Source organism: Actinoplanes missouriensis 431, assembly GCF_000284295.1.
Classification (GTDB): Bacteria; Actinomycetota; Actinomycetes; order Mycobacteriales; family Micromonosporaceae; genus Actinoplanes; species Actinoplanes missouriensis.
This window is the reverse complement of sequence record NC_017093.1, coordinates 889002-903750: the sequence shown is the minus strand read 5'-3', so window position 1 is coordinate 903750 and position 14749 is coordinate 889002. Positions and strand designations below refer to the sequence as shown.

Annotated in this window: 15 protein-coding genes; 3 read left to right on the top strand and 12 right to left on the bottom strand. The window is 68.7% G+C overall.

Going from position 1 to position 14749, the window contains the following annotated elements:
• Positions 1–30: 30 nt before the first annotated feature.
• Positions 31–1884: an RICIN domain-containing protein gene (locus tag AMIS_RS04225; protein WP_014440959.1), complete on the bottom strand. Its 1854-nt coding sequence runs from the start codon at positions 1882–1884 to the stop codon at positions 31–33.
• Between the two features lie 61 nt (positions 1885–1945).
• Entirely contained in the window at positions 1946–3001 is a 1056-nt protein-coding gene (locus AMIS_RS04220; RefSeq protein WP_014440958.1) for a LacI family DNA-binding transcriptional regulator, read from the bottom strand.
• Positions 3002–3095: 94 nt separating this feature from the next.
• Between AMIS_RS04220 and AMIS_RS04215 the strand changes: the two genes are divergently transcribed.
• Positions 3096–3947: an alpha/beta fold hydrolase gene (locus tag AMIS_RS04215; RefSeq protein WP_014440957.1), complete on the top strand. Its 852-nt coding sequence runs from the start codon at positions 3096–3098 to the stop codon at positions 3945–3947.
• On the opposite strand, the gene AMIS_RS04210 is transcribed toward AMIS_RS04215, so the two are convergent.
• Positions 3860–4294, bottom strand: coding sequence for a winged helix-turn-helix transcriptional regulator (locus AMIS_RS04210; RefSeq protein WP_014440956.1), 435 nt, complete (start codon positions 4292–4294; stop codon positions 3860–3862). The genes AMIS_RS04215 and AMIS_RS04210 overlap by 88 nt on opposite strands.
• Before the next feature lie 92 nt (positions 4295–4386).
• Positions 4387–4812, bottom strand: a complete 426-nt coding sequence (locus tag AMIS_RS04205; protein WP_014440955.1) for a DUF5994 family protein — start codon at positions 4810–4812, stop codon at positions 4387–4389.
• A gap of 239 nt (positions 4813–5051) precedes the next feature.
• On the opposite strand from AMIS_RS04205, the gene AMIS_RS04200 reads away from it, so the two are divergent.
• Positions 5052–6125, top strand: a complete 1074-nt coding sequence (locus tag AMIS_RS04200) for a fatty acid desaturase family protein (protein ID WP_014440954.1) — start codon at positions 5052–5054, stop codon at positions 6123–6125.
• A gap of 3 nt (positions 6126–6128) precedes the next feature.
• Here AMIS_RS04200 and AMIS_RS04195 read toward each other — a convergent pair whose 3' ends face one another.
• Both AMIS_RS04195 and AMIS_RS04190 read right to left on the bottom strand, forming a co-directional pair.
• Positions 6129–6860, bottom strand: coding sequence for a GAF and ANTAR domain-containing protein (locus tag AMIS_RS04195; protein WP_014440953.1), 732 nt, complete (start codon positions 6858–6860; stop codon positions 6129–6131).
• 36 nt (positions 6861–6896) lie between these two features.
• The gene (locus AMIS_RS04190) at positions 6897–7616 is read right to left on the bottom strand and encodes a GAF and ANTAR domain-containing protein (protein WP_014440952.1); all 720 of its coding nucleotides are present in this window, start codon (positions 7614–7616) and stop codon (positions 6897–6899) included.
• A 422-nt stretch (positions 7617–8038) separates the two neighbouring features.
• Between AMIS_RS04190 and AMIS_RS04185 the strand changes: the two genes are divergently transcribed.
• Entirely contained in the window at positions 8039–9391 is a 1353-nt protein-coding gene (locus AMIS_RS04185) for an AI-2E family transporter (protein WP_157434732.1), read from the top strand.
• 21 nt (positions 9392–9412) lie between these two features.
• Here AMIS_RS04185 and AMIS_RS04180 read toward each other — a convergent pair whose 3' ends face one another.
• From AMIS_RS04180 to AMIS_RS04160, 6 genes are all read right to left on the bottom strand, one after another.
• On the bottom strand, positions 9413–9910 hold the full coding sequence (locus AMIS_RS04180) for a hemerythrin domain-containing protein (RefSeq protein ID WP_014440950.1): 498 nt from the start codon (positions 9908–9910) through the stop codon (positions 9413–9415).
• Positions 9911–10157: 247 nt separating this feature from the next.
• Entirely contained in the window at positions 10158–10331 is a 174-nt protein-coding gene (locus AMIS_RS43260) for a hypothetical protein (protein ID WP_014440949.1), read from the bottom strand.
• Positions 10332–10475: 144 nt separating this feature from the next.
• On the bottom strand, positions 10476–11093 hold the full coding sequence (locus AMIS_RS04175; protein ID WP_014440948.1) for a hypothetical protein: 618 nt from the start codon (positions 11091–11093) through the stop codon (positions 10476–10478).
• A gap of 753 nt (positions 11094–11846) precedes the next feature.
• Positions 11847–12512, bottom strand: coding sequence for a nucleotidyl transferase AbiEii/AbiGii toxin family protein (locus AMIS_RS41155; RefSeq protein ID WP_014440947.1), 666 nt, complete (start codon positions 12510–12512; stop codon positions 11847–11849).
• Entirely contained in the window at positions 12512–12874 is a 363-nt protein-coding gene (locus tag AMIS_RS04165; protein WP_014440946.1) for a hypothetical protein, read from the bottom strand. Before AMIS_RS04165 ends, AMIS_RS41155 begins: the two co-directional genes overlap by 1 nt.
• An 802-nt stretch (positions 12875–13676) precedes the next feature.
• Positions 13677–14702 (bottom strand): LacI family DNA-binding transcriptional regulator, encoded by a 1026-nt coding sequence (locus AMIS_RS04160; RefSeq protein ID WP_014440945.1) that lies wholly within the window; start codon positions 14700–14702, stop codon positions 13677–13679.
• Positions 14703–14749: the final 47 nt, after the last annotated feature.

Sequence of the window (14749 nt, the reverse complement as noted above, 5' to 3'; positions counted from 1 at the left end):
CGGAGGTGGTCCACAGTAAACGCCTGACGCTCACTTGAGCACCCATTTCTGGTTGGCCCCACCGCCGCAGGTCCAGATCTGAAGACGTGTCCCGTCCGCGGAGTTGTTACCTGTGACGTCCAGACATTTGCCGGAATATCCGTTGGTGAGCCGCTGGGTCGCGGTGTCGTAGGCCCACTGCTGCGACGAACCGCTGTGGCAGTCCCAGAGGTGCGCAGGTGTGCCGTCCGAGCTGCTCGGGCCGCTGATGTCGAGGCACTTGCCGAGCGAGCGCAGCGTCCCGTCGGACGCGCGCGTCCATTGCTGCGCGGCGGTTCCGTTGCAGGTGTAGAGCTGGATCGCGGTCCCGTTGGCGGCCGCCGCGCCGGCGACGTCGACGCACTTGCCGGCCAGGCCGGTGATCGCGTTCTGCGTGGCGCCGGCGCCCGCCCAGGTGAACGTGGCGGTGGTCCGGGCCGGAAGCGTGTAGACGAAGGACTGGTTCGCCCAGTTGACCCGCACCGACTGCGCCGACGTCCCGCCGTTGTGCGCGATCAGCGCCTTGGAGCCGTCCGGGTTGCGCCAGGCCACGTTCTGCACCGCGGTGTTGTTCGACTCGATCCGGACCGCGCCCGGCTTCACGAACTTCGTGAGGTGCCCGGTCGTGTAGTACTCGACGGTGTAGTCGACCTGACCGGCCCGGCTGCCGCCCTCCTGCACGGTGATCAGCCCGGTGCAGGTGCCGCAGCCGCCGTTGTGCGGTCCCATGTTCTGGTTCAGCGCGAGGCTCCACTTGACCAGGCTGCCGCTCCAGTTCCGGGCGTAGCTGACGATGTCGGCGAGGTCCTCGTTGTGCTGGTTGGCGATCCAGGTGCCGCCGGAGTGCTCGGTGCTGAACTGCCTGACCGCCGGGTACGTGTCGTGCACCTGCGAGCCGACCGCCGGGTCACCGAAGTACCCGTGCCAGGCGATGCCCCCGAAGAGCGGATCGTTGCGTACGCCCGGGTCGGCGAGGATGGCCGCCCCGAAGTTCGCGTAGTCGCCGTAGTTCCAGTCGTGGATCAGCACCTTCGTGGTGATCCCGGCTGCCCGGAACGCCGGGTAGACGAAGTTCTTGGTGAACTCGACCAGGCCGGCCGGGTTCCAGCTCATACCCGGGTAGTTCATCGCCGCCGGGTTGGACGCCTGGCAGCAGTTCGGCTCGTTCTGCACCGATATGTAGTTCACCGGCACACCGGCGGCCTGGTAGCTCTGGATGTACTTGACCAAGTACTGGGCGTACGTCGGGTAGTGCTCCCACTTCAGCCAGCCCATCTGGTCCATCCGGCCGTTGTCCTTCATCCAGCCGGGCGCGCTCCACGGGACGCCCTTGACCCGTAGCGCCGGGTTGAGCCGGCGGGCCTGCTGGGTGAGCAGCCGGACGTCGGTGTCGTACCCGTTGGCGCCGAAATCGTTCAGGTCGCAGCAGGTGTCGTCGAGCGAGACGTTGCCGGGCCGGGACAGGTCGGAGGCGCCGATCGGATTGCGGACGAACGAGAGACCGATCCCCTCGGTGGGGCTGAACAGCTTGGTCATCACGGCGTCCCGGGTGGCCGCGCTGATCGGGCCGCCACGCATCAGGTACGCGGTGGTGTCGGTGATCGACGCGCCACCGCCCTCGAAGGTCTGGTAGGTGACGCCCTCGTTCACGGTGATCGTCTGGTTGGCGGAGCCACCGGCCGGGCCGAAATTGATCGCGGCCTGCTGCTGGAGGCCGCGGGTCACGGTGCGGCCGCCGCTGTCCGATGTGGTGGTGAGGTAGACGTTGACGGTCTCGCCGGCGGCGAGCGCGGGAGACGCGGGGGATGCGACGAGGGCGGTGGCGGCCAGCAGACCACCGGCCGTCGCTGCGAGGAACGACCTCATGGGGGGACTCCCTGCTACTTCGACATGTAACAGGAAGGAAACCTTCGTTAATCCAATTGCGTCAATGAATCCGGGTACCGGGATGCGCTGTTCCGGTTCCGGAACCGTGTAACACGTCAGTGGATTCTCTGATCACCAGCGACGTGGCGAGCTCCACGTGCAGGGCTTCCAGGCGATGCCCGCCCAGCATCCGCAGCAGCAGGTTCACCGCCATCCGGCCCATCTCGCCGAGCGGCTGCCGGACCGTCGTCAGCCTGGGATGACAGGCCTCCGCCAACTCGATGTCGTCAAAACCCGCAACCGACAGATCATCGGGTACGCGTAGACCCCGCTCCCCTGCCGCACGCAGCGCCCCGATCGCCATCTTGTCGTTGAACGCCACCAGCGCGGTCGGCCGGTCCGCCAGATCGAGCAGTTCGGCGGCCGCCCGGTGCCCCAGCTCGGTGGTCGGCTCGGCGACGAACCTGGTCAACGCGGGATCCTGCAGCACACCCGCGTCCGCGAGCGGCGACAGATAGCCGGCGAACCGGTTCTCACTGGCCAGCCAGTCGCGCGGGCCGCCGATGATGCCGATCCGCCGGTGACCGAGTTCGACCAGGTGAGCGGTGAGCTGCCGGGCACCGGCGAAGTGCGCGGCGGAGACCGCGGCGATGTTACGCGGCGGCGGGGTGCGCGGGTCGACCACCACGAACGGGAAGCCCCTGTCACGCAGCCTGACCAGCTCGGCGCCCGGCTCCGGCGGCAGGATCAGCACCGCGCCGGCCACGTCCCGCCGGCCGGTCAGGTCACCGAGCACCCGCTCGTGCTGCGCGGACACCCCGGCGTTGAGGATGACCTGCAGCCCGTGCGGCTCCAGGGCCTCGGCGACCGCGGAGACGATCAGTCCGAAGTAGTCGGTCAGCACGTACGGGCAGCGCACGAAGATCCCGGTGGCCCGGTCGCCCCGCCGCCGGGGCGCCTGCCGGCCCAGGCCGCCCATCGCGCTGAGCACCTTGTCGCGGGTGTGCGGAGCGACGTTGGCGCGCCCGTTCAGCACCCGGGAGACGGTGGCGATCGACAGCCCGGTCTGCGCCGCCACGTCCCGGACCGTGACGCGTTTTTCACCGCCTTGTTTCATGAGCGAAGCATAGACACTGATACCTGAGTATTAGGGGACTTGCGGCTCTGCGGGCCGACGATCCGGCACCCACCGCGCTCCTACCTTCCCGGTCATGAATCGACTGTGGATGGTCTCGCTGCTCCTGCTCGCCGCGCCGGCGCTGTGGCTGGCCGGCCCCACCGTGGCGGCCGAACCGGCGCCCCTCCGGTACGTCGCCGACCCCCTGCCAGATCCCACCGGCCGCCGGTTCCTCGCCGCCGACCCACGCGGCGACGGCCGGATCGTCGAGGTGCTGGGCGACCTCGCGACGGCCCGCCGGGCGGCGATCCTGATCCCCGGCGTGGACACCACCATGTCCAATTTCGACACCGGCCTCGGCGGCGTGGTCGCCCGTGCGCCGGCCTGGCAGGCACGCCGGCTGCAGTCCGCGCTCACGCCGGGCGCGCCGGTCGCGGTCATCGCCTGGCTCGGCTACGACCCACCCGAGGGGGTACGCCGTGACGCCCTCCGCGAGGACCGGGCGGCAACCGGCGCCCTGGCCCTGGAACGTTTCGTCGCCGGGCTCGTCGAGCAGCACCCCGACCTGGAGATCACTCTGATCGGCCACAGCTACGGCTCGATCGTCGCCGCCCGCGCCGCGGCGAACCTGCCGCCACAGGTCACCGACATCGTCGCCATCGGCAGCCCCGGCATGGGCGTCGCCGACCGCGCCGCGCTGCACACCGGGGCCCGGGTGTGGGCCGGCAGCGCACCCGACGACTGGACCCGCCGCCTCCCGGGCATCCGGATCGCCGGGCTCGGCCACGGCCGCCTCCCGATCGACCCGAAGTTCGGCGCGCTGCCCCTACCCTGTGCCGACGTCGAAGGCCACGACGGCTATTTCAAGCCCGGGACGTCGTCGCTGCGGGCGATGGCCGAGATAGCCGCGTCGTCCCCGAAGCGGTTCCGGGAGGCCTCGATGTGACCGAGGTACCGCTGGGTCCAGCCGCACATGCCGTCGACCACCTGCCGCAGCCCCTCGCCGGCTTCGGTCAGGGTGTACTCGACGCGCGGCGGGACGGTGGGGTGGACGATGCGCCGCACCAACCCGTTGCGTTCCAGCATGCGCAGGTTCTGGGTGAGCATCTTGTGGCTGACGCCCCCGATCTCGTTGCGCAGCTCACTGAAGCGCAGGGTGCGCTGACCGAGGAACTCGATGATCAGGAAAGCCCATTTGTTCGCCAGGTCCGAGAAGATCTCCCGTGCCAGCGAGTCCGCACGGGCCAAGTCGGCTTCGGGAGGGAGCTCGCTGATCTCGTTCCGAGTTCCCATCCAGTGCTCTCCTCCAGTCGCTGACGGTCCCCGCCGCCCGCGAAAGCGTAGCGCTGCGGGTCCCGCGGCCAGGACCGCACTGCCGACGTCGATCAGCCGGCGCGCTCGATGCCGGCCAGCAGCTCCGGTGCGCGGCGTTCGTCGCCCCCGTCCGCCGCCGCGGTCAGGGCGGCGTCGGCCGAGCCCTGGCTCGCGCCGGGCGGGACGACCAGAAGATCGAAGCGGTCACGCCCGAAGTCGCTCATGACGGTGACCAGCCCGGCCGGCTGGGAGGTGTACCACCCGAGCCGTGCCACCGAGCGGCCCGCAGCCGCCCGCGGAGGATGCGGCAGGTCCCATTCGGCGGGGTTGAGCAGCACATGCGTGATCTCGCCCCGCAGATCGGACAGGGCTTTCACCAGCGCGGGGAGTTCGGTTGCCGCGTCGGTCGAGTGAGGCCACCACGCCCCGTCGAGAACGGTGGTCCGGGAGGGATGCGGGTCCAGCCGCAGTCGTGCGGCGTCGGCGTGCCGATCCATGATGGTGCCTCTCTGTCGGCGACATCCGCGTCATCAAGGGGCGGGCGCGATGCGCTCTCCGGGAGACGCCGAGAAGGCCGGGTGTCACTGAACCCTACGCCCGTTCAGACCGTTTGCTCGCCGCGTGACGCGGGTATCTTCGAAGTAACGGCTGTCCAGACTCCCGCAGCCTTCGTCATCAGCCGTCGCTCACCCACACGTCGCATCGTGTCCGGGGAGCACATCGAGGGAGTCGCACGATGAGCGTCCCTGTTTCTGTTTCCGCCGATCCACAGCGATCCCCATCCGCCGCGACGTCCGCACCCGAACGGCCGCGCACGGCCGGCAGCGACTTCGCCGCGCTGAACCGGCGCATCACCGAGGCGGGCCTGCTCGAACGGCTACCGGCCTACTACGCCGTACGGATCAGTGTCGTCGCCGCGATGTTCGTCGCCGCCTGGGCGGTGGTTCCGCTGCTCGGCTCGTCATGGTGGCAGCTCGCCGTCGCCGCGCTTCTGGGCGTCGTGTTCGCCCAGGTGGCGCTGCTGGCGCACGACGTGGCACACCGCCAGGTCTTCCGTACCAGGAGGACCAGTGAGCTGGTCGGGCGGACGGTCGCCAACGCCGGGATCGGCATGAGTTACGGGTGGTGGGTGGAGAAGCACACCCGGCATCACAACAACCCCAATCACGATGAACTCGACCCGGACGTACAGCCGGAGTTGCTGATCTGGGCGACCGAGTCGGCGGTGGGCCGGCGCGGGCTGAAGGGGTTCATCAACCGTCACCAGGCGGGCCTGTTCTTCCCGCTGCTGACACTGCTCAGCATCGACCTGCGCATCTCCAGCATCAAGGCGCTCCGGCGTCCCGGGATGAAGCACCGCGGTCTGGAAGCCGGCCTGATGGCCCTGCACCTGGTGGCGTACGCGGCAGTGCTTCTGGTGGTTCTGTCCCCGGCGCAGGCGCTCGCCTTCTTCGTCGTGCATCACGCGGTGTTCGGGGTGTACCTCGGCATGACGTTCGCGCCCAACCACAAGGGCATGCCGCATCCGACCGGCGACGAGGACTACCTGCGCAAACAGGTGCTGACCGCCCGCAACGTCACCGGTGGCTGGCTCACCGACACGGCCCTGGGCGGCCTGAACCACCAGATCGAGCACCACCTGTTCCCGGGGATGCCCGCCCCGAATCTGCGCAAGGCTCGACCGATCGTCAAGGCGTACTGCGCCCAGATGGGCATCGCCTACGAGGAGACGAGCTTGGTCGAGTCGTACCGGCAGGCGCTGCGCCACCTGCACGACGTGGGCGCACCGCTGCGCGCGAGCAGGACCTGACCGTCAGGGCTTCATCAGGCCGGGCAGGGCAGCCAGGTCGGTGACGATCAGCTCGGCGACCTCGGTCAGACGCCGGTTGTTGTTCCGCGCGTAGGCACGGATCCGGCGGAACGCCTCGTCGACGCCGACACCGTGGACCTGAGCGATGGCGCCCTTGGCCTGCTCGATGATGATCCGGCTGTTGAGGGCTCCCTGCAGTTGTTCGGTCAGAGCCTCGCTACGACGTATCGCGCGTTCCTGCATCAGGCCGATGGTCGCGATGTCGGCGAGCGTCTGCATGATCGGAATATCGGCCGCGTCGAAGTCCCCGCCGGTGGCACTGCCGAAGATGTTCAGGGCGCCGATCACCTGCGTGCGGAGCCGGAGCGGAAACGCGTGCACGGAACGGAAACCGGCCTCGACCGCACGCGGCGCGAAGCGCGGCCAGCGGTCCGACGCCGAGGCGAGGTCGACGTTGACGATCGACTGCCCGGTCCGGAACGCCTCCAGGCAGGGGCCCTGGTCGTTCTGCAGCTGGAACAGTTCCACCAGGCGGACGTTCTCGTCCGAGCCCGCCATGAACTCCAGCCGCCCTCGCTCGTCGGCCAGCATCAGGCCGGCCGCGGCCGCGCCGACCAGGCTCTGCGCCCGATCGGTGAGCATGTGCAGGAAATCGAGCAGATCGAACTCGTCCACCAAGGTGTCGGCGGCCTCCACGAAGATCGTCGCGAGCCGCTCAGTCGAAACGCTGCTCATGATCTGCCTCCCGCTAACCATGTACCCGCCAACTGCTCATTCGTCACGCCCATCGAATCGCAGCCGTCGCTCGACGACATCGCGAGCGACGTTCTCGAGACGACGGTTCCGAGCAAAGGCGTGAGCCCGCATCCGCGCCAGCGCCTCACCGATGGATACCCCCAGTTGCATCATGACCATCCCCTGCGCCTGGAACAGTTCGGCGCGGCGGCTCACATCCAGGATCCCGGCATCACCGTCGCGCCCGGCCTCCCGCTGCTCCATGTCGAGCAGCGCGCCCACGGTCACCTCGGTGAGAGTGAAGGCGGTCTGCAGCTCCACACCGTTCAACGGGCCCGCCCGATCCCGGAAGATGTCCATGACCCCGAGCCGCGCCGCGCCGACCTGCAACGGGAAGGCGAACACGGCGCGGACGCCGTCGTCCCGGGCGGCCGGGCCGTAGAATGGCCATCGGTAGCGCCCGGCATCGGACAGATCCGGCGTGAGCACCGGCCGGCGAGCGGCGAAAGCGTCGATGCACGGTCCTTCACCGAGAACGAACTGCAGCTCCTCGACGCGCTCGCTCCACGGATCCGACGCGGCGCACGCTCCACGCGTCCCGTCACCGGTCATCACGCTGATGCCGGACCCGGTGGCCGACAACGCCTCGACGGCGGCCAGGCAGACCCGCTGAAGAAGGCCGAGGTCCGCCGGCTGCCGGTCGATGAGCTGCCGGACGAACGCCCGGCGGTCGTTCTCGCCGGAGGGCGAAATCATGACGGCACTCGGCCGGGCGACAGCCGGGCCGAGCCGTGCGTCGATACCGGCACACCCGTCCCCTTCCCGGCGCATACGCCGAGGGCTGGGGCGGCATGAGCCAACAGATACGGCTCACCCTACTCCCCGACGCTGCCTGCTCACCCCTTCGCGCACCCCGGATTTCTCCTGGTCGCGGACGCATCCTCCGCGGATCCTGAGACGCGCCGGACCACGCAGACGCAGTGGGCTGACCACGTCATGCGGCTGCTCGTCGTACCCCGGCCGCGGAGTTTGCGCCGCCGCGGCGGCGGGTATCCACCCGATATCCCGTTCGCGCCGTCGTCGCTGCCCGCAGCAGCGCTCACGGCGGCCGCCAAGTCCCCGCGGCCTCATGCCTCATCCGCCGCCTCCGCGCGTCGCCTGAGACGACAGGAGGCTCCATGACCATCTGGTTCAGCACCGCCCGGCAGCGGGCACGGCAGCGGCTCGCCGCCGCTCAGCGCACCTGGGCGCCGCCACCGTTCACCGCCGGGCCCGAACTCGGCTCCGCTCCGGCACCCGTCATGGTGGTCGAACCCTCGCCATCCGTCGATGACGGGTTACCCCACGGAGTGCGCATCGCCGGCGCGTGGGCCTGGCGCGTCATTCTGTTCATCGCGGCGGCATACCTGGTGATCCAGGTGATCAGCAGGCTGCGACTGGTGGTCATCCCGATCGCGGTCGCCGTGCTGCTGGCGGCGATGTTCGAGCCGATCGCCTCAGCCCTGCGCAGCCGGGGCATGAACCGCTCCCTTTCCGCGGGTCTGGTGCTGGTCACCGGGCTGATCGTGGTCTTCGGCGGCCTCACGCTCGTCGTGCAGACCTTCATCGCCCAGCTGGCCGACCTCAGCACTCAGGTCGGCCAGGGCATCGCCGAGGTGCAGAGCTGGCTCGCACGAGGACCGTTGCACCTGTCGCAGACCCAGCTCGACGACGCCGTCACCCGCCTGCAGACGGCGCTCACCGAGAATCAGGGCGCTCTCACCTCCGGCGCTCTCACCACCGCCACCACCGTCGGCGAACTCGTCACCGGCTTCTTCCTGGTGCTGTTCACGCTCTTCTTCTATCTGCGCGACGGCGGCCAGATCTGGGCCTTCCTGTGCCGGCTGCTGCCCCGCAACGCCCGCCTGCCGGTGGCCCGAGCCGGGCACTACTCCTGGCACACCCTGGTCTCCTATGTGCGCGCCACGGTGCTGGTCGCCTTCGTCGACGCCGCCGGCATCGGCATCGGGCTGGCGATCCTGCGAGTCCCGCTCGTTCTGCCACTTGCCGCGCTGGTGTTCCTCGGAAGCTTCATCCCCGTCATCGGCGCCACCCTCACCGGCACGGTCGCCGTCCTGGTGGCCCTGGTCACCGTCGGACCGGTCAAGGCGCTGATCCTCCTGGGCGTGGTCATCGCCGTACAGCAGCTAGAGGGCCATGTCCTGCAACCGCTGATCATGGGGCGGGCCGTCGCCCTGCATCCGCTCGCCGTGATCCTGGCCATCGCCACCGGTGTCATCACCGCCGGCATCGTCGGCGGGCTGGTCGCCGTCCCGCTGCTCGCGGTCCTCAACACCGCCCTGCGGTACCTGTTCAGCCACCCCGACGGTGAGCCCACCCCGGACCGGCAGCCACCCGGCACCGAGCCCACCGACGACACGGCCCTCCCGCACATCGTCCACCAGCAGCGGGACGACGGTGAGGTGGCGTCACCCGAGGAGACTCCGACGGCGCCGGAACCCCGTGCGACGGAGGTCGGCACGCCACGATGACCGGCGCGGATGAGGGACGGGTCAGGTCGCGTCCATGGCTTGGACGTCGTGCAGCTCACCGGCCATCATGTGCAGCCGCTGGACCGGCACCTGGAGGCGCAGGAACGGAAACTCGTCCAGCTCCTCACGGGTGGCGTGCTCGAGAATCGCCCGGTACAGGGTCGCGAATCCACTCTCGAAACCCGAGTCGCGGGTGCCGAGGTCGTGCAGAGTCGCGAGGGACCGCTGGATGTCCGCTCCGGCCACCGTGCGGGCCGCACCCACCACGTCGCCGGTGGCGGTGCCGTTGCGGACGGCCGGATGGACGACGGCCCGTTCGCCGCGCTCATGCAGATGGACCAGGGCGGCGAGCTCCCTGAACCGCCGCTCTCTCTCCGCGCCCCGGGAGCGCTCGACACCGGCACACAGCCGGCGGATCTCATCATGCTGCTCCAGCAGCACATCGATGACGTCGGCGTAGCTCATCACGACCGCCGGCCCCGCGTGGTAAGGACGGGTGAAGGTGTTCGAGGATCTCATGGTCGGCCCCCAGCTCGAATCAGCAGCGATGACGCCGGGGTCCGGAGCGTTGTCGACGTGGTCCCTCCACGGTACTCCCCCCGGGCACGGAATCACCCCGGCCGCGTGCCCGGACCGCCTGGTCAGGAAGCTGCGGCACCCTGCTGGAGAATGGAGACGAGGGCGAGGGTGGCGCCGGCGCCCCGAGTAAGGCTCGGTCCGCACGGGGTTGCCATGTGTAGCGCGTTCCCCGAACGCCGGCCCGTTCTCACACGGATTCGGATTCGGCGAGCGCGACCGGATCGAGGTGGAGCATGGCGAGCAGCCCGCTGTGCCGCGCAGGATCGATGCGGTCGGGCAACTCCCGATCGACGAACTCGGCTCTGGCGTGCTGGCTGCGTTCGCGGAGCGCGGCGATGACGACGGCCTTTGAAATGGTCATATGTCTGCTCTCCCGAGGTTTGTCCGCCGGTGGTGGACCGAAGCCGCCGGGGTCAGGAGCGACGTCCCTCACTCTACGCCCAGCGCGCCGGGCGGCTCCCCGCGGGCACGACCCGATGTCCGAAACACGCAGGCCGCGAGTGGTCTACGTGAGCCAGGGGTTGCGCCGCACGAGCGGGGAAGCCGCCCACCGGCGACCGAAGCCCCAGACGTTTCCGGCGCCCAGCAGGGCTAGCAGGATCAGCACAGCCGCGTAGACGAGGTGATCATCCAGGAACGGGTTGGTGGCCGGCGGCAGCGCCACCGTCCACATCAGCACGCTCAGCAGGGCGCCGGAGGCCGCGGCGATGCGCATGCCGATGCCCAGGATCAGCGCCGTGCCGATGCCGGCCAGCGCCGCCATGAACAGGCCGTCGACGAGGGCGTTCCCGGCGACCGCGTGATAGAGGCCGGCGAACGGGCCGGTCGCGGATTCGCCCAGGACGCCGGCGGTGGGGCTGCCACCGTCCAGCCACGCGTTCGCGGCGGGAGTGCCGCGCCCCAGTCCGAACAGCTTGTCGAGGAACGCCCACAGGAAGAGCCAGCCCGTCGCGAGCCGGATTCCGGCTGACAGGTAGCGCGCGGCGGTGGCTGTCCGGCCGGTGACCGACAACGTGCTTTCCGGTACGTGCGCCTGGTGCCGCGCGCCCTGTCCCGGCCGTTCACGGACGGCCGGCGGGAAGACGGGTCGAGCCGTTGCGCGATTGTTGGCGATGTTCACCATCGCACTCACATTCCTTCGGATTGCTCATGACGCATGGTCCGCGGCGCGTCCAGCGCCACCACGGATCGATCGGATCGCGGCGCCGCCGGCTCAGAGCGGCAACCGTGCTCCCGTGCGGACTCCGGCACCACTCCCCGGACATGGCAACCGGGATTGCCGGTGATGTCGGCGGGCCCCACAGCCACCGGGGTCTCGGGCGACGGTTCGACCGTACGCGCATTTCGCCGAGTCTGCCGGACCCGGCGGCGGCGTGCGGGAAGTGGGAACCATCGACGCCGTCGGCTCCACCCGAAGCCCTGAGCGCCGTCACGCACTCGCGAATCGCGCACATCCACGAGCTTTCAACGCGACGAAGCAGGGCCGACCGTCGACCGTCGACCCTGCTTCGAACTACGGGAACTCGCCCGTTTCAGCCCTTCAGGAGCTGCCGCGCCATCACGATCCGCTGCACCTGGTTGGTGCCCTCGTAGATCTGGGTACTCTACGATGACACCCACTCTGAGCTGCGAAAACTCTTTCCCCCAGGAACTCGGCCAGGATTTGGCCAGGACACCCAGGACTCGTCAGCAGATTCCTCGACCGACCTTCGACCAATGCCATCGACACTTGATGATCCAAAAGTCGTCCAGCAGCAACCGGCAAAGATCAGCAACAACCAGCAACACCGGAGCCCCCCGGGCCAGGTTGAGATCGAGGCATATCGATGAAATTGGGGGCTCGATCGCTCAGTGCCTATCTAGGCCCCTGCTTTGATCACTGCGGCGAGGTCTGCAGTTCGGCCTGCCAGGTCCGGAAACGTTCGCGCATCGCCGCAACCTGGTCGGGTTCGAGCCCATAGTCGATGAAGTCTTGATCGTCGAAACGGTTGATGGCACCGAGCATCTGCGCGAAGAACTGCCGATCGAATCCGGCGTCGGCCTCCGACGCCAGGTTGCACAGCTGCTCCGGCGTATACCGGCCACGACTTATAGCGGCGTCGATGTCGATGAAATCCCGCGCGGCGGCCCGGTTGTACAAGGCGTCCATCTTGCCCGCCATGACGTCGTCGGGGTGCAGGACCGGACCGATCTGCATTTCAACGGGCGGTTGAGCGCGCCAGTTGGCAACGAGTTCGACTCGATGTTGCTGGCCCGGATCGGCGGCCTGGCTGACGTACAGCCGGGCAAATGTCTCAAGGCGGAGATCGACCACAACACCGAAACCCTCGCTTTCGAAGGCGGCGATGACCGCATCAACAGCTGTGGGAAAGTCAGCACGCCGTTGCCAGTCGGCGAAGAGGTCGACGTCCTCACTCGGCCTGTCGATGATGCCGTGCGCAGCGACGGCATGACCTCCGGCCAGGGCGAAACCGAACGGACCGCCCGCCCGTAGACCGATCTCGGCGAGCACGAGGTGCAGCGGCTCTGCCTCGTGTGGCACTACGCGGCGGCCCTGCGGGCTTCGGCGAGCACCGGATGCTTCGCCTCCCAAGCGAGTCGCACCTGCGGTGGAAGGACCAGGCTGTTCCAAAGGCGCAGGAGCGTTGGACCGCTCAGCCAGAGCTGGAGATCCTCGGTGGTTGTCGCCTCGCGCAGAACGGTCTCGTACATGCTGGCGAGTCGGCGCGGGTTGTCGAGGTCGTATCGCGCACGCCCGGACCAGTCGAGCCGTCGGCTGAGCACGACCTGACCCGTGATCGGCCCGTCCAGTTCACCGAATTCCTCGATGACGACGTACGGCCGCTGATCTGCGTACCGTGAGCCGCGCGGCGCGCCAGGCCCCGGCTCGGTCAGCTCAGCCACAGTCCTATACCTCTCGTCGTGTGCCCGGCAGGCGAGCAGGACCCGATACAGATCGTACCGCCGGTAGCGGGAAGTAAAGGGTGCTGCTACCGACGTCTCAGGTGCCGCTCGCCTGCGTCCTGATCTGCCGGCGCTGGCTGATCGGCTGGACCAGCCGGAGAGGGTCGCGTTGAAGGCAGTAACTCAGAATCCAATTTCTCAGCCGTCGCGCCAGCCAGGATCCATCGAACCCTTCACGCGCCTCTGTGAATCGCGGACATCTACGAGCCACTCGTAGATAAAAAACGGGGCCGACTCTGAAGAGTCAACCCCGCTACTACCTGCGAAAGCCCGCTTCCTCAGCCCTTCAAGAGCTGCCGCGCCATCACGATCCGCTGCACCTGGTTGGTGCCCTCGTAGATCTGGGTGCTCTACAATGAAACCCTATCTGAGCTGGGAAAACTCGCTCTTTCGAGGGCTAGGCCAGCATTTGCCCAGCACGCCCGGGGCCCGTCAGCGGCTTCTCCGCACAACCCCCTGCCGAGTCATCGGCTGTCGACGATTCAGGCGCTGACCATCAGGGATCAGCAAGGACCAACAAACACCAGGAGCGCACCAACCCAGCACTCATCAGGACCAACCGATGAAGGCAAGGACAACATCACTCAGCGTCGATCTACCACAGCACCTACCTGGAGACTGAACGCGGTGCCCAATGATCGGTCAGCTCGGCCACAGTCCTGCTCCTCTCATCGCCTGCCCGGCAGACGGTCAAGCCTTGACGAGGTCGCGCAGGCCTGCCGGGTCGTCTGCGGCGACGTAGCTACTGCCGGAGGCCCGCCTTGAGAGGTTCGCCGCGGCCAGCCGTAGATTCGCGAATGACCAACTGCGGCTGAAATACGATGTCTCGCCCGTTTCGATCCCTTTCGGTCATTTCGTCCATAACGAGTTGTACCGCGGCGCGGCCGATCTCGGTGGCGGGCTGGCGCACGCTGGTGAGTTCGACGGCGCTGGCGGCGCTGGCCAGATCGGTGTCGTCGAAGCCAACGACGGCGAGATCATCGGGCACTCGCAGCCCGTAGCGGGTGAGTTGCTGGATGAGCCCGGCCGCGATGAGGTCGTTGGCACAGAACACCCCAGTGGGTCGCTGCCGGGATGCCTGCCCGGCGAGGCGTGCGCCGACCTCGAGTCCGCCGGCGATGTCGGCGTTGCCGGTGTCAAGCCACTCCAGTGTCGTGTCCGCTGTCGCGGCGACTCGGGCGGCGCCATCGTATCGTTCGTCGCGCCGCCAGCCGGCGAACGCCAGTCGGCGGTGCCCGTAGTCGAGCAGATGGCGGGCGGCGATCTCACCGCCGAGGACGTCGTCGCTGCGTACCGCGCTGTGCCGGCCGCCTGGAACCTGGCGGGCCAGCACGATGACCGGGGTTCCGCGCTCGGCGATGAGGGTCAGTGCCGGATGGTTCACGTCGTTGGGCGTGATGATCAGGCCGTCGAGGCGCCATTCGGCCAGCCGGTGCAGGAGTCGCTGTTCGCGGGTGTGCTCGCCCAGGCCGGTGTGGAACAGCGCGACCTCAGCGCCGGCCTCGGTGGCGGCTTGTTCGGCGCCAGCGGCGACCTCGGCGAAGAAGGGGTTGCCGAAGTCGAGGACGACCAGGCCGAGGGTGCTCGTGCGTCCGACTCTGAGGGCACGCGCGGCGGCGTTGGGCACGTACCCGATGGTCTCCATCGCCTGCCGGACACGCTCCTGGGTCGCCGGGTTCACCAGGTGCGGCCGATTCACCGTGTTGCTGACCGTCGCGTCGGAGACGCCGGCCACGCGGGCGACATCCCGGATCGTTGCGCGCGCCACGATGGTCCAATCGTCTACGGTTGGCGGCTCCCGGCCTGAAGAGTACG